This is a genomic window from bacterium (assembly GCA_040755755.1).
Taxonomy (GTDB): domain Bacteria; phylum SZUA-182; class SZUA-182; order DTGQ01; family DTGQ01; genus DTGQ01.
Map to the genome: position 1 here is coordinate 75,016 of JBFLZW010000033.1, position 19,693 is coordinate 94,708.

The window sequence follows — 19,693 nt, forward strand, 5'->3', positions numbered from 1 at the left end:
AAAAACGAAGCGGGCAGCCACTCAAAGAGTGGCTGCCCGCTTTTTGTTGTGCATCCCGGTAATTTCGTTCAGGAATTATCCGTGAGATGATAAATCATCAATAAGACCACCAGGGCTTAACCTGAAGCACGAAGGACTGGGTAACATATGCACCGTGAATATCGTAGGCGGTGATCTGTACCAGGTACTCGCCGGGGAACTGGCTCTGGAAGGTATAGATACCATCCCTGCCGACAGCACCGACATTGCAGGAGTAGTACAGGATTTCATTGTCAGGATCGACAATGTTCAATTCGTTCAGGATAAACATCTGGCCGGCATCGATTACCTGAGGAGACTGGATTATGCTGGTCACGACAGGTGGATGATTGAGCCATGTTCCAGGATTTACACAGAAGATAGTGAATGTGCCGACTGCTGACATGCCCCGGGGATCACTCACCGTCACTTCACAGGTCAGAGCACCCTCGAATTGCGGTATGAAGGAGACGGTACCGGCAACCGGGTGGATGATCTGATCCATCCACGGGCCATACTGATAGCTGGGAATTCCGTTGAGGGTTGCCTTATAGGTAAGCTGGGTGCAGTCCTGAAGGTCAGGATCCGTAGCGGTAATCTGGCAGACACCCATATCCCCAACGGTGAAGAACTGGTCTTCCAGTTGCTCAATGAGGGGTGGATGGTTGGTCACATCGAAATTGACCACAGAAACCGGGAAAATTTCCTCATCGGTTAAAAGCCCGTCAGTTACCCGACAGCAAATGACCATATCCTCAAGCACCTGGCCTGTGGTCGGTGTAAGGACCAGGACTCCCGGCCAGGTAGTATAGCCAGCCGCCTGCAAAGCCTTAGCCAGGACATACAGGGTATTTGTGGCATCCTTGACCATAGCGCCATTTGTATCGAATTTATTGGTCACCCACAGGCTGGCGGGAACTCCATAATGGGGAATATACATAAATGGAATATTGTCCGGATCGAGCGGCATGGGAGCTGCGCCGGTATACACCGGTCCAAGGGGGTCTCCAACGGTCAGTTTGAAGAACAGATTGTCCGTCTGAGGATTTTTGGGCGCTGCAAACCGGGCGGTATTGGGATTAAAACCAGCCTGGCCGTGGAAGATGCCGTTATTATCCTGGATGCCCTTGAATACGTACTTCTGCTGAGTGGTATCCCATTCGAGATTCATGCCAAGATCTTTATCCTCGGCATAGATAATTCTCACATCTGCAGGATTGAACAACTGAGCGTAGATCGTGCCGATCCGGAACAGATACGGGGCCTCGTTATTCATGACGGACTTGGCGGGTTTGGTGAACATGACATCATCCATCTTGAAGCGGTTTCCACCTAATGATACCGACTTGATCTGTGTTATGTTCTCACCCGTAACACGGCTATCCAGAATTTTTTCAAGGTCCTCACAGATCAGGTGCCAGGTGCCGTCCTGGAACTCTCTGCCGACTTGTACGGTGATAGTACTCCCATCCTTAAGGGGACTGCCTGGTGTTCCTTCAGTTGGAGGATAGATGCCGCGTCCGGTGAGCCTGATGGTGATGTTCTTGAAGTTGGTTGTATCAAAAGTAATAAAAGGAGAAGGCAGACACCAGGGCTCGATACCGACTGCACCATTCATTTTAACGCTGAATACGCTGTAGGCACCAGGGATGTATTTTTTGGCTCCCGTGGCATCAATGTATTGAGTGGTCTTGGTCATCTTGTAACCCTGATAGGGGGTGTTGAACAGGAAAACGGAAAATGGCCGCGAGACGTCAAGAACTCTGCTTCCCTCTTGAAAGTCAACGGTCGTGGTCGCAAACTTTACCTTACCGACATTATAGCCCCACACGGGATAAGCCGGCTCTTTGACTTGCCATCCCATATCCCGAGGATCTTTCCAGTACTCAAAGTTATCAACCAGATATGCATCTGGATCGGCTGGATTGGCACCGATTCCTACCGAAAATTCATTTGTCAGCATAACCTGGGTGTCAAGGACCTGAGCCGTACATCTGCTGACAGTAAACCCGATTGCCGTCATAAAAACAAAGGAAAAAATCAAAACCTTTAAAAACCCTAACCTTTCTTTACTCATAAAGCCTAACCCTTCTTTATTCAGAGAAAAATTCTACAAACATACAACTTTTCCACCATACGTCCCCCCCTCCAAACGATCCTTTCCATATCATAATGATAACGTACGCTATTGCCTCCAATTTCCCTTACTGTTTACCTTATTTCTGGCCTTACTACGTTTCGATCTTCACCTCCTCTCCGTTCTTTTTTCCTCATGGTTAACCACCTCCTTAAGTAAAAAGTTCGCTACCGGATGCCCTGAGCCTTGAAATACAAATCCCGATATGTTTTACCTGGACATGCTTCAAATGCTTGGGGAATTACAACGATAAGTAAGGAAATCACGCCATGCGTGATAATACGACATCCGGGAATCCTGATCAAAAAAGCAGAGTTTTTTTTCTTCACCAACACTTCACTCAGATCCTTCACCACTATCACAGTTGATAATTGCGGTCTGTCTGGCCTTTATCCGGGTCGCTTATGAAAAAAAGCACAGTCCTAGATTATATTATACCATATTCTTGAATGGAAGGAATTAAAATTGTCCGGCAAAAATGAATAAAACTACCTGCCGGGATTTTCCGGCAGGTGGTTTTGGGATGGCTGGACTTCGATTATAGGTATAAGATGCTTAGAATATCTCGGCAGCGCTTTCTCGGGTGATATCACCATCGTTGGTGATCGAGTATGTCGAGTTGGGGGCAGTATCATCGAGGTTTCCATAGGCCTTGGCTGTGAAGGCCGAGGTGTCAGCCGCAGTTACTTCATAGCTGTAGTATACTTTACCGGAAGGAGCAAAGCCGATGGCCGAAAATGCAGTAGCCGTGCTTGTCCATGCTACCGAGGTTGCGCCGGGAACAGAGGTTGGATACTGGGCGATAGTGCCGTAATAGGTCTCCTGTTCAGCCTTGTAAGCCTCTTCGCAGGTTCGGATCGATCCGAGATTGGCCTTGGCTTCCGAGGTCTTTGCTTTCAGCCGGAAAGTCATGAAGTTGGGGATGGCGATAGCTGACAGAATACCGATGATGGCCACAACGATCATGAGCTCGATCAGGGTAAAACCTTGTTGGTTCTTCAGATTCCTTACCATGGTGGTGCCTCCTTTCAAGAGGTTGCAAAGTTAGAGTGAAAGAGAAACACAAAGATCAAGCACTCTCTTTTTCCGCAATCACGTTTCCCACGGGAACCCTCAAGCTCCACAACGACCTTCTCTCATTCTGTTCCTTATGGATATCCCCCTTCTGATCAGGTGATTTCCCGTTGCTGTTTACGGCTTTATAGAAGAGCAAGAGTAATGCCACCTCTGTGATTTTGTATAAATACAGGGTTAAATGGAGTAATTATTACATAAAAACGAAAATATTTTAACCATCAAGACACTTTATGGAAAGAGTATAAATCGCCACATCGAAAACCCCTGTGGCAGCGAACATTGCCCCGCTAAAAACCATTTGGTTATCCGATTACTCTTTGGTAGTCAGGCAAGACATTTTTGTAAGTCACCCTTTTTCTCCTCGAATCAGGGGGATCAATATACCTTCACTTTTACTCTCTTCTAACACCATAATTTATCAATATTTACCCTAACATTACAACGAGACTTTCACTTAATGATAGAGGAATGGTCATAATAAATCACCCCTTAACCACTGTGTCAGGCAACACACCTCCACTAACCATGCGCTTTCCCGAAGTTGTCCCCGGGGTTTCCCGATAAATAGATTGTTATCATAATCGCTCAAATATATTAGCCATTCCATTCATTATTTGGATTGGAGGCTTTTTAAAAAGTGTATTACCGTCTGAACACGAGCGGCCATAATCACCTTTATATCGCTGTCGTATTTATATCGCTGTCGTAATTACCTGGAATTTACTAATCCAGCTTGTAGATGTAACTCCCAATCTCTCTGTTGGGCAAGTTGAAAACGGATAAACAGATACCTTTGGAAACGGAGAGCTCTCCTATGCCTGCCATGCTGAATGGCCATTCCCCGCGAAAGAAGAAAATCCCCTACATAGTAGCTACCGGTTTTACTACGGCCTTTCTGGGAGATGAGCGTTCTCTCCGGGAATTTATTATAGGGGATAAAATACAGAAAGATCTCGAGCGCACGGGCAGGAATACTGTTCTTTATCTCATCAATGACAGTTATGATCCCCTGAATTACCGTCAACTCAGAGTGGGTGTCAATAAAAATGAAAAACTGCTGAGCCGCTTCGAGCACTATTGCGGCCGTCCCATTTCTGAAATTCCCGACCCATTCGACTGTCATGAGAATTATTCGCAGCACTTTACCCAGGCTCTCGTCAGGAGACTGCATTCCCTTGATATCTTTCCGCTCGTGCTTGACTCGTATCATGCTTACCGCAAAGGGTATTACGCGGATTTTATTTCCATTACTTTTGAAAACTATGCCAGGATGCAGGAGCTTCTCTCTCAGCGATTTACGAATTTCTCCATGAGAAACCTGTTTCGCATCCAGTGTCCCAAATGTTCCTCCATTGACGCTACCCATATCTTTCAGGTAAAAGGCCGCGACATCCGGTTTGGCTGTGAGCGCTGCAATAAATCGGATATGGTTCAGAGTATCGATGAGGTTCGCGGCAAGCTGAGCTGGAAGCTCGATTGTGCAGCCCGCTGGAACCTGTACGGAATCGACCTTGAGACCTTTTCCAAGGCTCACGTGGCCGAGCTGGGAAGCTTCGCTATCTCCCGCTTCTTATCTCAGCAGTTTTACGGAGGCAAAGTTCCTGCTATCGTACGGTATGGTGATGTAATGTTAGACCGGGAGCTCTCCTTCAGGCTTCTGGAGATTCTTCCTCCCCCGGTTTTCAAGGCACTTTTCTCCGTAAACCGCCGGCGGGATCTTCTGCTGACCAGGGCCTCTGTGGAAAATTTCTGCCGGGAATATCCGGTTCGGCCCGGATTGAGTTATGTCGATTATATACGCAGGGAACTTCCGAAGCAGGCTGTCCATGAGAAGAATTTGAATGGATCAGATCTTGAGCTGCACACTCTCTGCAATACACCCCGGGGATTGATTGAAGAAAAGTCCCTGGTAGCCTATGGAAACCGCTTTTCCCGGTTTTATTACGGCAGGGAGTATAAGATTCAACTGCCTGAGGCCGATCTTATCGGCTCTGTAGACCGGGAAACAGCCCGGACGGCCAGGGGAATTATCCTCTATGTTCTGTTTGTGCGGGAAAGTCAGGGAATTGACGGCCAGCAGGATGTCCATGACCTTATCAGGTCTTATCTTCACTCGGAGAAGCCCTCTCCCAGGCTTCTGTAATATCTGCGAAAGATCCTTGGGCAGGCTGACGGCCCCAATATCGCAACTCTGCTGGCCATTCTGCCCAGGGATTATCTCAACGTGGTTCAGACCCTCCTTGGCTATTATGCAGAGCAGGAGCCGCGAGACAGAAATCAGGGCGCAGAACAAAAGCCTGCCGGCAATATTCCAGTCCTCTTGAGAAACTGACTCAAGGGCAAAACACACGAGGAGGGAGCTTATGAAGAAACTGATGTATTACTTCTGGCCGGTGCTACTCATCATCCTTATTCTGGGCTGCCAGAAGGAAAGCGAACAGGGTTCATACCCTGGCCAGAGAGGACAGGATTTCTCTCTCGAAAGGGTGAAGAAGGCCGGTGTCCTGTTGTGGGGGGCTGATGTGATCGGCGGAGTTCCCTACGTTTACCAGGATCCTAACAGGCCGGGCATGTATGTCGGCTTTGAAATGGACATAGCCGAGGCCATTGCCCGGCATCTGGGAGTAAGACAGAAATTAGTCATCAAGGCATGGGATAACCTTATTCCGGAACTGCAAAAGGAGAGCTTCGACATAGCCATGAACGGTATCGAGGATACCGAAGACCGAAGAAAACTGGTTCTTTTTTCAGAACCTTACTTTGTCTACTCTCAGCAGATCACTGTTAGACAAGAGACCGAGGGGATCACTACCCTGGAAGATCTGCGGGGGAAAAAGGTAGCCACCCTGTCCGGCACAGCGGCTGAGGACCTTTTGCGCAGAGAGGCCGGAATCGAAGTGACGATCAATCCGGAAATCATCTACAGCTACCGGGATCTGGAAGATGGCCGGGTGGATGCGGTTCTCCTTGATAAACCTATTGCCGTAGCCTACGGTGCCACAAACCCGAAATTGAAAAATGTCGGAGAGTCTTTTGAAGAAGGCACCTATGTAATTGCCGTGCGCAGGGAGGATAAAGCACTCCTCGATGCTGTTAATGCTGCCTTGAAGAGTATGAAGGAGAGCGGTGAACTGGCAAAGATTTTTCAGCGATGGGGTATCATGGATGAGCATCAGAAGCGGATCGGAATCAGTGCAAAATGAGCAGCATATACGGAAACCTGATCAATAATGCCATTTCGAGCCAGGGGATCCCCCATGAAGTAATCTCGCCGGTGACCGGCACATCTCTTGGCATTGTACCTTTAGCCACACGAGAAATCATTGGTCAGGCACTCTCGACCTTTGCCGGACAGCCGCCTGTGCTGCCGAAAAAGGAAGTCTTTGCCTTTCTTCAGCGGCTGAAAGAGCAGCTTCTGCTCAGGCAGGACCTTTTGCTGGAGAAAACCTGCCTTGAAACCGGCTTTGTGGTCCGGGACAGCAGGGAAATCGTCAACAGTTCGATAGAGTTTTTGCAGGATTTCGAGATTTACGTTCAGGACAAAGCTTTCAGGGAGCAGATCATCAGGCATTCCTATTCGTGCGTGTCCAAACGGGACATCCGGGTAACCCAGCGCCCTTTTCGCTGCGTGGCGGCAGTTGTTCCGCAAAACGCATCCCTTTCACTCAGTATTATCATCATCGCCTCGGCCCTGTATGCCGGATCGCGCGTTATCCTGCGGCCTTCACTGCAGAACGGTCCAACCGGCTCACTTCTGGCCGAAGCGATTGCCATGAGCGATCCGCCGCCGTCACGGATCATTATCGTTAATTGCCTGGCCAGGGATTTTATCGATGCCTGCTGTGCTTCGGAATCTGTGGACCTGATTCATTATATCGGAAGCAATCAGTATGCCCAGCCGGTTTTCATGCAGACATTTGAGGCCGGAAAAGTCTGCATCCTTGACGGCCAGGGCAACGGCCTTCTCTACCTGGATGATACCTATCCCAGGGAAGATGCGGTTCGGATTATCGGCCAGGGAGCTACCCGTTATAATGGAGAGACCTGTACCTCCATTAATGGTGTTTTAACTAAGGATACGATATACCGGCAGGTCAGAGATGCCCTGGTCGATTATTTCCAGACCTTGCGGATGGGAAATCCTCAGGATCCCGAGATTCAGATCGGCCCGCTTTTCAGTGAGAAGCAGGCACTGATGCTGCAAAGGGCTATTCGGGAAACACCCGGAGCCAGGATTTTGTGCGGCGGCGATGTCGAGGGAGCATATTTCAGACCGGCAGTAGTGGAAGGGATCAGTCCTCATGATCCCATCGTTCGTGAGGGAGTGTTCGGGCCGGTCATCTGGATCCGGAGTGTGACTGAGGACAGCCTGTGGGACTGGCTGGAAGGAAACCAGTTTCCTCTCAGTGATACGATCCTGAGTACTGACGGCGATCTCATCCGCTCTTTTGCCGTAAATTCCAGGGCAGCCAGGATTTGCGTCAATGAAGATCCATCGGTGGAGTCCATGTTTGAACCCTGGGGCGGATATCCTCCCAGCGGGCTGAATCCCGTGTCGGTCTGGATAGAAAAGTACCGGCAGACGTTCCAACTGGACGGCAGGCTGAGGGAAATAATGACCATTCCGTTTTCAGGAGAGTAGCGGTCAGTTCTGAAAGGCAGCCATGAAAAAAATTACTTCCTTCTCAATAAGAGGCAAGATGATAGCCATGGTGGCCGGATCTCTCCTTCTGGCCATACTGTCTGCCGCTTATATGATCAGGGGCCTGGTTTACCAGAATATTGTGGATCAGAAGATGACAACTGCGGAGATCCTCACCGCCTCACTGGTCCACGATATCAAATATGAATATGACCTTCGGCTCGGAGACCCGGAAGGTTTCAAGGACATTGTCAGAAAATATATGACCTACCATCGAATTATCAAGTCCATTTCCCTGTATGATAGTAAGTATACTAACCGGGCGGATTCTGATCCGGAGAATGAAGGGACAGTCACCCGGGACGAGGATCTGATCAGAGCCATTAACCTGGCCAGACCCAGCCTTAAGATTACCCGGTTTGACCGGACGAGGCTTGGCATCCGCTCCATTTTTCCTATCCTTCGGGGTTCCAGGGTTATTGCCGCCATTGAGATGCATATTTCCATCAAGGACATTGAGGCCATCATGACAGCTATCGACCGGCGGATCATCACCATTTTGGTCTTTACGATCATGGGAGCCAGTATCGCTTTGTATATCCTGTTGCGCAGGGTAATCCTCCAGCGGCTCAGCCGGTTGATGGAAGTAACCCGGCTGATTGCAGCCGGAAATTATAATATTCAGGTCAGTGATATCCACAGCGATGAGCTGGGGCAACTGGCCCAGGCATTTAACCATATGACCCTCGAGCTGAAAAAATCGAAGCGGGAAATCGAGGACTACAACCAGCATCTGGAATCCAAGGTGCAGGAGGCAACTGCTCAACTCAACAAAGCTTACGAGGATCTCAAGAACACCCAGAGCCAGCTTGTTCTGAATGAGAAGATGGCCTCTCTTGGTGTTCTTATTGCCGGAATAGCACATGAGATCAATACTCCGGTTGGAGCTATCAATAATGTGGCCAGGAATCTCGAACATCGGATTACTTCTCTTCCCCAGGCGCTTGAATCCTTCAAAAAGGACCAGAACGTACCTGCCGATAACCTGGTTGAGTGCTTTCAGGACCTGATCCGGGTCTCGGCCAATGGCCCGCAGGTTGCCACCTTTCAGGAGATACGCAGGGTAGAAAACCTCTTGAAGGAACAGGGTATCGCGAACTACCGGGGAACGGCCGGAACCCTGGCCAAGTTCAACTTTATGGACCCGGACAAGGTCAGGCGGTTTGCTGATCTTTTTAAGAACTCTTCTCTTTTCTCCCTCCTGGAATCCATAGGAAGTATCTCGCAGGCTACCAGGATCGTCCAGACAAGTTCCCGGAAGATCGAGGAGATTGTTCGGGCGCTCAAGTACTATGCCTATACTGATAAGGACAGAATTGAAATGACCCAATTGAACGAGTCGGTCAATACTGCCCTGGTCCTGTTGAACAACAGGCTGAAACACAGGGTGACGGTGACTTCGGAATTTGACCCGGATCTGCCGGAGATACCCTGCACCAGCGAGGTCCATCAGATATGGACCAATCTTCTGAACAATGCCTGTGATGCTATCGATGCCATGGGCGATGGCTGGGAAGGAAAAATTGCCGTTTGCACCCGCAGGATGAATGATCGAATTGCAGTTACGGTAACTGACAACGGGATCGGGATTCTGGAAGACAAGATAGGAAGAATATTCGATCCCTTCTTTACCACCAAGGATATTGGCAAGGGGACCGGCCTTGGATTGTCGATTGTCTCCGGTATCATCAAAAAGCACAAAGGAGCGGTTCGCGTGGAAAGCAGACGTGGTCATACGGTTTTTGAAATCACCTTTCCGATCAAGGCTGAATCATCAGTGCCTGAATCCGAGCAGCCTGGAGAGAAACAGGAAGAAACGGTGAAGGAGGAGGCTTTGAGCAATGCCTACTGAAAATGGCATGGATATAGATAACGCTCCACAATCTGACCCCGTAGAGCAACTGGTCATCTGTGTGGATGATGACCAGAATTTCCTGAAATCATTGGAGTTTTTCCTTCCGGAAAGAATCAATCAGGAAACGGATGGGCAGGTCTGGTACCGGTTTCTTTTTTTTGACAATCCCTTCAGTTTTCTCGATACACTCAGGGAACTGGTGGAAAACCGGGAAACGGTGGCTATGGTTATCAGTGACCAGAAAATGCCCCTTATGAAAGGAATAGAGCTCCTGGCTGAGGTTAAAAAGATTTCCCGGCAGAGCATCCGGGTTCTCCTGACCGGCTATGCCGGGATGGAATCAGCCATTATGGCTATCAATGAAAACCTGCTGGATAAGTACCTCACCAAGCCAATAGAGGATGAGCATGACTTCATTATCAGCATCAGGCACCTGCTCCAGAAATTCCGGATGCAGGGCACAATTACCGCCCAGGCCAGGATTATTCATGAACTGTACCAGTTTGCCAACGTCCTGAACGGGATTGAGGATTTTCAAAAGACCCTGGACTACATTGTCTCCTTCACCGAAGAAATGCTGAAATGCCAGCGGATATCCATAATGCTTGACGAGGGCGGCCTGCTTCGGATCAAAGCATCACGGGGCGTTCCGGAAGAGGTAGTCAATTCAACCAGCATACCGATCGGAGAGCGGATATCGGGTGAGGTTTTTCGGTCTAAAAAGGCGATTCTGGCCAAAAGCCTCGATCAGGTCCCATATCTCGACGGCATGGTTGAAGTCAATGCCCGGTCCTTCATCAGTATACCCATTCTTCTGGTCGGCCTGACTTCGGGAGATCAGCCCCTTGGAGTGATCAACGTTACCTGGAAAGAGGATAATCTCTCCTTTACCGAAAATGATCTGGAGATACTGACCTATATCGCCAATACGGCATCCATTGCCATCCATAACCAGATCAACCGCATCCGGCTTCAGAGGGCTTATGTCGAAACCAGGACCCAGGCAGCAGCGCTTGAATATCAGTCCATGCACAATACCCTGACCGGGCTCCCGAACCGGAACATGCTCAAAGACCGGATGCGGGAGGCTATTGTGGCCGGACAGGGCGAAGGAAAGCCATTTGGACTGCTTATCATGGATCTGAACCGGTTCAAGGAGATCAACGATACCCTCGGCCATAACAGTGGTGACATTCTGCTCCAGCAGATCGGACAAAGACTGCGGGAAATACTGCCGGAACAGAACCTTCTGGCCCATCTGGGCGGCGATGAATTCGCCGTGCTGCTGCCGGGCGCAGATTTGGAGAGAGCAACCCGGGTTGCACACTGTATTCTTCAGAATTTCAGGCAGCCATTTATCCTTGAAGGATTATCGCTGGAAGTCAGTATGGGCATTGGCCTGACTCTCTATCCCGAACACGGAGAAGATGTCAACCTTCTCATCCAGAGGGCTGATGTAGCCATGTATCTGGCCAAGAATAGCGGGAGCGGCTACTCTATTTATGACCCCGGACGTGATCAGTACAATCACCGCCGCCTGGCCATGGTCGGCGGACTGCGCCGGGCTATCGACAATAATGAACTGGTTCTGTATTATCAGCCCAAAATAGACATCGAGACCGGCCATATTTCCGGTGTGGAGGCGCTGGTACGCTGGCAGCATCCCCAGTATGGTTTTATGCCTCCTGACCAGTTTATCCAGTTGGCTGAGCAGACTGACCTGATCGGGCCGCTGACCCTGTGGGTGCTGAATGAAGCACTGCGCCAATGCAGCCGGTTGTGCAGCCAGGGCCTGAACCTCACCATGGCAGTCAACCTGTCCGCGCGAAACCTCCAGGACGAGAATTTTCCCGACCAGGTAAAGAGCCTGATCGAAAAATGGGATATAAGGCCGGACCTCCTGGAACTCGAAATCACCGAAAGCACTGTCATGGCCAATCCGGAGCTGGCCATGTCCATTCTCAACCGCCTGAGTGACATGGGCATTTGTCTGGCCATTGACGATTTTGGCACCGGCCATTCTTCTCTGGCCTATGTCAAGAGATTACCTGTTCATGAGATCAAGATCGATAAATCCTTTGTCATGAGCATGGGAGTGAACAGCAGCGATGTCATGATCGTGAATACCGCCATCGACCTGGGTCATAATCTTGGGCTTTCCGTGGTGGCCGAGGGAGTTGAAAATAGAGAAACATACGATCGCCTGGCCACGCTTGGCTGCAATGTGGCTCAAGGGTATTTTATGAGCCGCCCCCTTTCGGCAGACCATCTTATGAGATGGATAAACGAGTCGCCCTGGGGCCTGAAAAGTTAAGGTATCTTTCACCATGCAGAAGATTTCCCGAAACGAGCTTATTGTCAAAATCAAAGAAGATATTCCTACTTTGCCCATAATTGTAACCCGCATTCTGAACATCGTTCTGGATGACAAAAGCTCTGTCAAAGACCTTACCGAGGTTGTCCGGGTAGACCAGGCCCTGGTTTCCAAGGTGCTGAGAGTAGTCAATTCCGCGGCTTATGCATTGCGGGAAAAGGTCAGTACGGTAGATCATGCCATGACCATACTTGGCTACGATGCCCTCAAGAAGCTGTTTTTATGCTTCTCGGTATTCGATAACCTGGCCCAGGAGAACAAGGCCGGCTACCTTTTCCCGAAATCCCAGTTCTGGTGCCATTCTCTGGCTGTGGCTACGGTAGCGAAAAGCATTGCCTCGCTGATCAAATACCCTAATCCTGATGAGGCCTATGTAGCCGGTCTTTTGCACGATGTGGGCAAGATCATCATCGAGCAGATCATGGTTGATGAGTATCTTGCCTACATGAAGAATTTGAATATGAACCCGGACATGTCTCTGCACTTCGAGGAAGAAAACCTGTCGGTTAATCATGCTGAAGTCGGCAAACTGGCTTTTGAAAAGTGGAACCTTCCTCCGGCTTTGCAGAAAGCTGTCGAGCTGCATCATGGCCCGGAAAAAGGCCATGTGGACATCCATGAGCTGGCAGCTATCGTTTCCGTGGCTGACTTTATCTGCTGGACCCAGGCCCTTGGCTCATTCAACTTCTTTTTTCATCCCACACTCAATCCCGAAGTGGAAAAGATCGTTAATCTGAATACTTTAAAGATTGAACCGATCCTGGACGAGATGAACAGGGAAGTGGCCCTGAATGCCAAGATATTCAACCTCCAGATAAACGACCTGAAGGGATTCAGAGAGGCTCTCCAAAAGGCGAATCTTGAACTGGGAAGAATTAATTCACTGTACGACGATACCAGAAAGAGACTGGAAAAACATATCCATGAGCTGAACACCCTGAACACGATTACCTATAAAGCGCGGGAGACTCTGAAACCATCCGAAATCATCCAGAATGCTCTTCAGGGGGTAAAAGAAGGTCTTGGTTTTCCCCGGCTTATCTGGTTTTCCGTGGACCCGCAGAAAAAAATGATCATTCCCCAGGCATCCTGCGGCGAGTTTCCCGACAATACACCTCTTACAACCCTGGGCCTGTCTTGGGATGACGAGATCGGGGCTCTCCTGTCCACCTCTATCCGGGATAAAAAAATCCTTCATCTGAAAAATGGTCAGAGTGAATCGGTGCCTGAGATTAACTTCCTGAAGGCGTTGCAAAGCAGCAACACACTGCTGGTCCCAATCAGGACTGATCAAAAAGTTAACGATCTGCTCCTGATCGATAATCATGATAACAGTGTGGCCATCTCCTCCGATACGATCAAAGTAATCGAGATTCTGGCCCTGAATCTGGGAATGGCCCTGGAAAATGCCAAACTGTTTCAGTGCACCGCTCAGATGGCGGTAATTGATTCCCTGACCGAAGTCTATAACCGGCGTCAACTGGATTCCTCATTGAGCAACGAGGTGAACAGATCGGCCCGCTTTCAGCAAATATTTTCGATCGCTCTCTTTGATATCGATCACTTCAAAGAGGTTAACGACACCTATGGTCATCCGGTGGGTGATCTTGTCTTGAAGGATGTATCTGCAATTATTAAAAGCAACTCCAGGAATATCGATATCGTCGGAAGACTCGGGGGCGACGAATTTTTAGTTATTCTGCCCAATACGGAGATACAGGGGGCTCTCACCTTTGCTGAACGGGTCCGGGTCATCGTGGAAAGATACGGACTACTCAGGCAGAAAAATTTCCCCAAATGCCAGATCACGCTCAGCATTGGACTGGCGTCATTCAATAACGCCATGGATACACCTGAAAGGCTTTTGAATAAAGCGGATAAGGCTCTCTATCAGTCCAAGCAGAAAAGAAATAAAGTCACCGTGTATCGGGAATAGAAGATAAAATCCAAACAAATTACTTTATTTTAGGTTCAAGGCAGATAATTTTCGGGTTTTGGTCCTCTCCGCCGCGTGTCTTCAGAGCCCCTTACCGCAATTGAATATTCTTTGAAATGCCTGCCAGTATTTCATTGACCTTCTTCACCAGTTCAGCAGAAGGTGGAGGATCGCCGCCAAGCTCGATACGGAGCCGGAATTTCAGATCGTATCCGACCGCAGCCTCGACAAGATCACTGATTATTTCGGCAAGGTCCTGTATCTCATGGGATTTCAGTTCAGCTTCGCCCGCAGCCGCACCTGGCCTCAACGCATCGGGTGGCTGTATTGGTGGCTTTGAGGTTGATACGGTCGATGGAGCGGCTGGTGCCTGTGTCTGCCTGTTGCCCGGAATTCGCAGCTTTACTTTCTGCGCCTCCGAGTAGCCGCATGGCCAGGGGCCGGAATCCAGGGTAAGCTCCAGCAGCCGCGCCCGGATTGCTCCATCAATGGCTTCCCGCACCGTTCGCCAGGGGTAAGGTTTTCCGGCCTTGTCGGCCAGGGCATTAGAGATCGCACAAGCGGTCGAAGTCTGGCAGGCTTGAGCAGAACCAGCACCAGGCTGGCCAGCCAGGCCAGTCGGGCCGGGCAGAGTACTCCAGGCCTGTGGGAGATTGGCAGGCAGAATCCCCATAGCTGTGATGCTCGGTGGAGGCCCCTGCAATCTTGCCTCTTCGGTCAAAAGTCCCGGCGGGACTTCTTCGGCCCACAGGCTCGATGGGCCGCAGATCAGCCAGAGGCTGCCGTTCTGGATGGCTTTACCGATAGCTGCATCGACCACTGCCTTCTCTGCCCCCGGGATGGTTATTGGCTCCTCATAGCCACTTTTCCTGATCTTCACCACATGGCCGCCGGAGAAATAGCCATAGACATCCCTGATCGTTATTTCAGCATCTTCCCGAACTCCTGCTATCTCTCCCCCGTCCCGAAGCCCGGATGCTCCCGCTCCGTCCCAGAGCCCTGGAAGCACGCCGGGGGACAGCAGGGCAGGGGAAATCTCGGTAAGCATTGCTGCTTCAGGCAGTACAACCTCAAGGCCAGGGTCCTTGAGAGATGCCTCGTCCGGCTCCTGCCGCCAGAAGGTCTTGACGGAGCGGTCAGGCCGGGTGGTCTGAAGGACAAAAAAACCCTCTCTGGCTCCCAGGGCCAGGGTGCCAAGAATCTCTTTCTGGCGCAGCATCTTCGGCAGATGTGGAAATTGTGCAAACGATCCCACCAGGTCTTTTACCCACCGGGAGGTTTCACCCTCACGCCATAAATTGTACGGGCCATCCGGAAGCAGGGCATCGGCACTGATCAGGGTATCCTGAATCCGTGATCGTTTATCATCCTTGATAATGGTAAAGAGCGGCCTGTCATCTATTGATACCTTTAAGGCCTGGACTTCGTTCTTGTCAGAGACCGTCACTGCGATGCAGTATGCCTGCCGGATAGCGTCAGGGATTTTCTTCTGGGCAGCCTCGATATTTGCGCTCAGCACCTCAGAACGGACAGGGTCGATATCCTGACCCTTGAGCTGAGACCGTACCTCTTCCCAGCCGAGATATTCCCGGATGGCGTTGCAGGCGATATCAAGACCATCACGGGATGGAACCACAAGTACCAGTGCATTGCGAAATTTTCGCGGATGGCTGGCAGCAGTGGTTTCTTCAATAAAGCGGACAGCCACCGGGTTGGGTTTTCCGGGATCGGACACAGTTTTTGGTCCCAGGACAGCATAGTGAAACTCTCCATCATCCTCGATTTCCTTTGGCCTCACCGGCATCATATGGACTTTTGCCCCGGCAGCGGATGCACCCGCGGTCAGGCTCTTGAGCCTGCTGATTTCCTTGAGGAGCCTGTCCTCGACCATCTCAGGCGGAACGCGGATGCAGGCATCATGATGCATTTGCTTCAGGTTTGGCCTTGATCCCAGCCGCCATGATTTTGGGAGCTGTTTTTGCCCATCAGGTCCAATATCAGCATCATTGACTGCTCCTTCATCCAGGAACCAGGACACCTCGGTCCATCGGTGCAGTGCCTTTTCCAGTTCGATCTTGTCAGGCCGGGTGGCACCCAGAAGGAGCATCAACTCCCGCCTCAGCGCTCTGTGGCCAATGGGCTGTGAGTGCAAAAACGTAGCCAGCACCGCCTGCTCGACTTCCCGGAACATCACCCCGGCCACTTCGGTCTGGATCTGGCAGGCCTTGGCCAGTTCCCCTTCGAGAATCCCTGTCCATTCCTGCTTCTTTCCCTCATATTCTTCCGTGGCTGCAATGGTGGTCAATTCCCTGGCAGCTTCGCCGATCCCTGTGCTTCCGGCTCTGCCACCCAGAAAGACATTGGCTGCAATCAAAGGACACTCGTCCCATTTTTCAGCATCGCGCAGGGCCAGGGCAAAGGTTCGTAATACTCCCCGGGTGCGCTGAAAACCTTCCATGTTGGTCCACTTGGTGTAAAAAACCTCCGTCAGATCGGGATGGAACGGATAACTTTTCAAAAACCGCTCTTCGGCCATCTTCCCATCCTTGCGGGTCTGCTCGTCAAAAGCTGCAATACCCTTGAGCGCTGCAACCACATGAGGCCGGAAAGCCTCCCGGTCCCGGATGGACTCAGGGCTGAAGAAGCGCCGGCGCAAAACCTCGGCCACATCTTCCTTGGCCACAGGCTGCACGCCCTCCTCCCGCTCCCGGCGGAATATGGCGTAAAGCTCCTGGGTAATCTCTTTTCCCAAGGAATCGCTCTTTCTGGGATCTGTGGCCAAAAGCGAGGCCACAATTGCGCACCGGTCAACCTTGGTTGCCGCCTGGGTAAGATACTGGAAGAAGTTGATGAGTTTTCCCCTCCAGGCCGGATCAAGACCGATCCTCTCCCGTGCATACATCAGGGCCTCATCGATAAGGATCAGGGTCGAGCAATCCTCTTTCTCCCCCGGGATTGAAAAAAGGCTTTCCAGAAGGTTTTCGGCAGGGGCACTGTCCCGCTCATCATCCCTGTCCTCAGCATGAAGCAGCCGCAAGCCCTCTGCTCCCGCAAGCTGAAAGGCAAGCACACTCCAGGGGTTCTTCAGCCACCGGATGCTGCCATCGGGGCTTTTGACCTCCATTCCCTTTTCCACATCGAGCTTATCAAAGGCAAGCACAGCTATACGGGCTTTGGGAATCGGCAATCCTATGTGCTGTATGAACTCCTGGACAGCGGGCAGGTCCGGCAGCCCTGCCGGATCATTGACCAGATGAAACAAAGTGATCAGGGTATGGGTTTTGCCCCCGCCATAGGTAAGCTCAAGCTGGCGCACGGCTTTGCTGTTTTTTCCTGCCAGCCGACCGACGACATCTCTGGCCAGTTCGCGAAGATTAAAGGTGGGATAGGTAAGCGCAAAAAAATCGTGCGGATTCTGATAGACAGAGCGTGCTTTTCCCATAGTCACGTCATAGAGATCCGCAGCAAAAACAGCCAGGGAAAGCTCGCCTGATCTCAGGTCATCCCGGATCTGGACAACCCTGTGCCAGGGTGTCCACGGCAGTGGTCTACTCATCTTGGGAATCCTCCAAAAACAATCGGTGCCGGATTCGGGAGGTTATGACTCCCTTACTCCCTTACTCCCTTACTCCCTTTTAATAACCTCAAAACCTGCGAGAGAAAGGGATATTTTCTCCCTCTCCCCTTCAGGGGCGAGGGAGAAAAGCGCTACTCTTTCTCAAGGGTAAGATTCATATTCTGAAACAGTCGATGGGTAAGATAACATTGTCAAGATTGTCATTTGCCATATATCAACGTATCAACATTGGTTGATGTATCAGTAAAATCAGACTCAACTGCACCTTTAAACTGAAATAACCGTTCCTTTTGACTTTGCGGTCTATTTTCCTCCCGGCCACCGGTGAGAGGCAGAATAATAACTTCAACCTCTTGGTTATTTAATGCCTCTAATTCCTTCAGTGCAATAGAGCCATTTTTAATAGTTGTTATTTTTTTTATTGCTTCCATACATTATCCTTTCAATTTTCCTAATACCCGTTTAACTTCTGATAATATTTTTTGAGCATCGATAATCTGCAGCTCTGCTTCTTCTTCGCTGACAACTATGAAATCTCCATAATCTCCCTCTTCACGAATATCCTTTGCTTTGGCTATTATTTTGCCACATTCCTTTCCAACAACACCTTTACTTACAAAGTGAAGATTAAATAATGAGATTACTCCGGAATGCTTTGGGCTATCCATATTCTTTGTGGCCAGTAAATGCCTTGACAGCAGAAAGCATAGCATAATAAGATCTGGATACGGAATCTTTATATTTTTTACTTTTTAAAAGAATAATAGCAGATTCTAATTTTTCTTGAGCCTCTTTTAACCGGTACTCGGATAGCTCATTATTCATAAGTTGATCCCCTCATGGTCAATGTGTTGAGTAAAGGGGCTTTTCATCTCTTCATTTTTTTTATATTCATACAGGGAAAAGAGAATGAGAGAAATCTTATATTCATAATATGGATCAAGTTCAAATAAGATATTATATATTTCATCGCGTACCGCTATGGTTTTCCTATTCACAACGATAAGGATATCTATATCTGAATCCTGAGTGAAATCTCCTCTTGCTTTTGAACCAAACATTTTTATAAAGATAAGATTATCACTAAGCTTTTCTCTGAGTTGGCTGGCAAACTTTTCTAGTATTTTTTTTCTTCTAAAGCTATGGTCATCTTTAATCATTATTCCTTTCTTTGTGCAGCCTCTGGTGCTTCTTGTGTGGCCATTGTAGCTAGCCTTTACTACCATAATAAATGTAATCCAAATTTCTTGTAATTATTCATTTCTTCGTCTTTTGAAATCAAGACTATATTCCTTTTTATTGCCTGCCAAATTATTAGTCTGTCAAATGGATCTTTATGTTTTATCTTAGGTAATTGATAAAAACTCGATGTTTCTTCTGCTGATATCCCTAATGTCTCAATTCCTATTTCTTGTGCCTTAATTGGTAACTCATCAGGGCTAATTCCCTCGAGCTCTAATTTGCCGATGGAATATTTTAGCGATATTTCCCAATATGTTATGACACTTAAATATATTTCATTCTCTGGCTCCCTTACAATTTTTTTTACTTTTTCAGATAGCTTATCATCATCAAACAGCACCCAGAGAAACGAGTGAGTATCGAGCAGATATTTCATAAAGATAGCAATTCCTCATCCGTTATTGCAAAATCATCCTTTATTTTATAACTTGCTTTTCCTTTTAAGATGCCAAGAGGTCTTTCCATTCTTTTTTTATATTTGTTGTAAGGAATTATAACTGCGACTATTTCTTTATCCTTTTCAGTACTTACCTCAACTTCCTCACCGCTTTTTACTATATCTAAAATTTTAGAGAAATTATCCTTTACTTCTTTATAGGTGAATATTTTCATCTGGTCTTTATCCCTTTAATTATGCTCGCTCATATGCGATAACCATTACACCATCACTCGTGGATTCCCGCTGCCACAGAGTGCCCTGCTTCGCGGGAATGACGGAGTTTGATGCCCTTAAAAGGTGTGTTGTTTTACCTTCTATTATATCGTCTATGTCTAT

Annotated in this window: 15 protein-coding genes; 6 read left to right on the forward strand and 9 right to left on the reverse strand. The window is 49.1% G+C overall.

Features of this window, described 5'->3' with window-relative positions; translation table 11 throughout:
* Window positions 1-97 precede the first annotated feature (97 nt).
* Both AB1611_11315 and AB1611_11320 read right to left on the reverse strand, forming a co-directional pair.
* Window positions 98-2,095, reverse strand: coding sequence for a hypothetical protein (locus AB1611_11315; protein MEW6380180.1), 1,998 nt, complete (start codon window positions 2,093-2,095; stop codon window positions 98-100).
* Between the two features lie 615 nt (window positions 2,096-2,710).
* Window positions 2,711-3,169 carry a prepilin-type N-terminal cleavage/methylation domain-containing protein gene (locus AB1611_11320; protein MEW6380181.1) on the reverse strand — a complete coding sequence of 153 codons (459 nt, stop codon included), beginning with the start codon at window positions 3,167-3,169 and terminating at the stop codon, window positions 2,711-2,713.
* A gap of 877 nt (window positions 3,170-4,046) precedes the next feature.
* Between AB1611_11320 and AB1611_11325 the strand changes: the two genes are divergently transcribed.
* From AB1611_11325 to AB1611_11350, 6 genes are all read left to right on the forward strand, one after another.
* Entirely contained in the window at window positions 4,047-5,375 is a 1,329-nt protein-coding gene (locus AB1611_11325) for a hypothetical protein (GenBank protein MEW6380182.1), read from the forward strand.
* A gap of 220 nt (window positions 5,376-5,595) precedes the next feature.
* Window positions 5,596-6,435, forward strand: coding sequence for an ABC transporter substrate-binding protein (locus AB1611_11330; protein MEW6380183.1), 840 nt, complete (start codon window positions 5,596-5,598; stop codon window positions 6,433-6,435).
* Window positions 6,432-7,874: an aldehyde dehydrogenase gene (locus AB1611_11335; protein MEW6380184.1), complete on the forward strand. Its 1,443-nt coding sequence runs from the start codon at window positions 6,432-6,434 to the stop codon at window positions 7,872-7,874. The genes AB1611_11330 and AB1611_11335 overlap by 4 nt, the downstream gene beginning before the upstream one ends.
* A gap of 58 nt (window positions 7,875-7,932) precedes the next feature.
* Window positions 7,933-9,786: an ATP-binding protein gene (locus tag AB1611_11340; GenBank protein MEW6380185.1), complete on the forward strand. Its 1,854-nt coding sequence runs from the start codon at window positions 7,933-7,935 to the stop codon at window positions 9,784-9,786.
* A complete protein-coding gene (locus AB1611_11345) occupies window positions 9,776-12,103 on the forward strand; it encodes an EAL domain-containing protein (protein MEW6380186.1) in 2,328 nt (775 codons plus the stop codon). Before AB1611_11340 ends, AB1611_11345 begins: the two co-directional genes overlap by 11 nt.
* 13 nt (window positions 12,104-12,116) lie before the next feature.
* Window positions 12,117-14,099 carry an HDOD domain-containing protein gene (locus AB1611_11350; protein MEW6380187.1) on the forward strand — a complete coding sequence of 661 codons (1,983 nt, stop codon included), beginning with the start codon at window positions 12,117-12,119 and terminating at the stop codon, window positions 14,097-14,099.
* Between the two features lie 91 nt (window positions 14,100-14,190).
* Here the strand turns inward: AB1611_11350 and AB1611_11355 are convergent, their stop codons facing one another.
* From AB1611_11355 to AB1611_11385, 7 genes are all read right to left on the reverse strand, one after another.
* Window positions 14,191-17,655, reverse strand: coding sequence for a DUF499 domain-containing protein (locus AB1611_11355; GenBank protein ID MEW6380188.1), 3,465 nt, complete (start codon window positions 17,653-17,655; stop codon window positions 14,191-14,193).
* A 221-nt stretch (window positions 17,656-17,876) separates the two neighbouring features.
* Window positions 17,877-18,107: a hypothetical protein gene (locus AB1611_11360; GenBank protein ID MEW6380189.1), complete on the reverse strand. Its 231-nt coding sequence runs from the start codon at window positions 18,105-18,107 to the stop codon at window positions 17,877-17,879.
* A gap of 3 nt (window positions 18,108-18,110) precedes the next feature.
* Window positions 18,111-18,344 (reverse strand): HEPN domain-containing protein, encoded by a 234-nt coding sequence (locus AB1611_11365; protein MEW6380190.1) that lies wholly within the window; start codon window positions 18,342-18,344, stop codon window positions 18,111-18,113.
* A complete protein-coding gene (locus tag AB1611_11370; GenBank protein MEW6380191.1) occupies window positions 18,337-18,501 on the reverse strand; it encodes a HEPN domain-containing protein in 165 nt (54 codons plus the stop codon). Before AB1611_11370 ends, AB1611_11365 begins: the two co-directional genes overlap by 8 nt.
* Window positions 18,498-18,902, reverse strand: coding sequence for a nucleotidyltransferase domain-containing protein (locus AB1611_11375; protein ID MEW6380192.1), 405 nt, complete (start codon window positions 18,900-18,902; stop codon window positions 18,498-18,500). The genes AB1611_11370 and AB1611_11375 overlap by 4 nt, the downstream gene beginning before the upstream one ends.
* Window positions 18,896-19,294 (reverse strand): type II toxin-antitoxin system VapC family toxin, encoded by a 399-nt coding sequence (locus AB1611_11380; protein MEW6380193.1) that lies wholly within the window; start codon window positions 19,292-19,294, stop codon window positions 18,896-18,898. The genes AB1611_11375 and AB1611_11380 overlap by 7 nt, the downstream gene beginning before the upstream one ends.
* Window positions 19,291-19,530: a type II toxin-antitoxin system Phd/YefM family antitoxin gene (locus AB1611_11385; GenBank protein MEW6380194.1), complete on the reverse strand. Its 240-nt coding sequence runs from the start codon at window positions 19,528-19,530 to the stop codon at window positions 19,291-19,293. Before AB1611_11385 ends, AB1611_11380 begins: the two co-directional genes overlap by 4 nt.
* Between the last annotated feature and the right edge of the window lie 163 nt (window positions 19,531-19,693).

Coding starts and splice junctions, on each gene's coding strand:
- AB1611_11355 (MEW6380188.1), bottom strand. CDS start 17,655: ATGAGTAGACCACTGCCGTGGACACCCTGGCACAGGGTTGTCCAGATC.
- AB1611_11335 (MEW6380184.1), top strand. CDS start 6,432: ATGAGCAGCATATACGGAAACCTGATCAATAATGCCATTTCGAGCCAG.
- AB1611_11330 (MEW6380183.1), top strand. CDS start 5,596: ATGAAGAAACTGATGTATTACTTCTGGCCGGTGCTACTCATCATCCTT.
- AB1611_11365 (MEW6380190.1), bottom strand. CDS start 18,344: ATGGATAGCCCAAAGCATTCCGGAGTAATCTCATTATTTAATCTTCAC.
- AB1611_11315 (MEW6380180.1), bottom strand. CDS start 2,095: ATGAGTAAAGAAAGGTTAGGGTTTTTAAAGGTTTTGATTTTTTCCTTT.
- AB1611_11380 (MEW6380193.1), bottom strand. CDS start 19,294: ATGAAATATCTGCTCGATACTCACTCGTTTCTCTGGGTGCTGTTTGAT.
- AB1611_11385 (MEW6380194.1), bottom strand. CDS start 19,530: ATGAAAATATTCACCTATAAAGAAGTAAAGGATAATTTCTCTAAAATT.
- AB1611_11320 (MEW6380181.1), bottom strand. CDS start 3,169: ATGGTAAGGAATCTGAAGAACCAACAAGGTTTTACCCTGATCGAGCTC.
- AB1611_11370 (MEW6380191.1), bottom strand. CDS start 18,501: ATGAATAATGAGCTATCCGAGTACCGGTTAAAAGAGGCTCAAGAAAAA.
- AB1611_11350 (MEW6380187.1), top strand. CDS start 12,117: ATGCAGAAGATTTCCCGAAACGAGCTTATTGTCAAAATCAAAGAAGAT.
- AB1611_11375 (MEW6380192.1), bottom strand. CDS start 18,902: ATGGTAGTAAAGGCTAGCTACAATGGCCACACAAGAAGCACCAGAGGC.
- AB1611_11340 (MEW6380185.1), top strand. CDS start 7,933: ATGATAGCCATGGTGGCCGGATCTCTCCTTCTGGCCATACTGTCTGCC.
- AB1611_11325 (MEW6380182.1), top strand. CDS start 4,047: ATGCCTGCCATGCTGAATGGCCATTCCCCGCGAAAGAAGAAAATCCCC.
- AB1611_11360 (MEW6380189.1), bottom strand. CDS start 18,107: ATGGAAGCAATAAAAAAAATAACAACTATTAAAAATGGCTCTATTGCA.
- AB1611_11345 (MEW6380186.1), top strand. CDS start 9,776: ATGCCTACTGAAAATGGCATGGATATAGATAACGCTCCACAATCTGAC.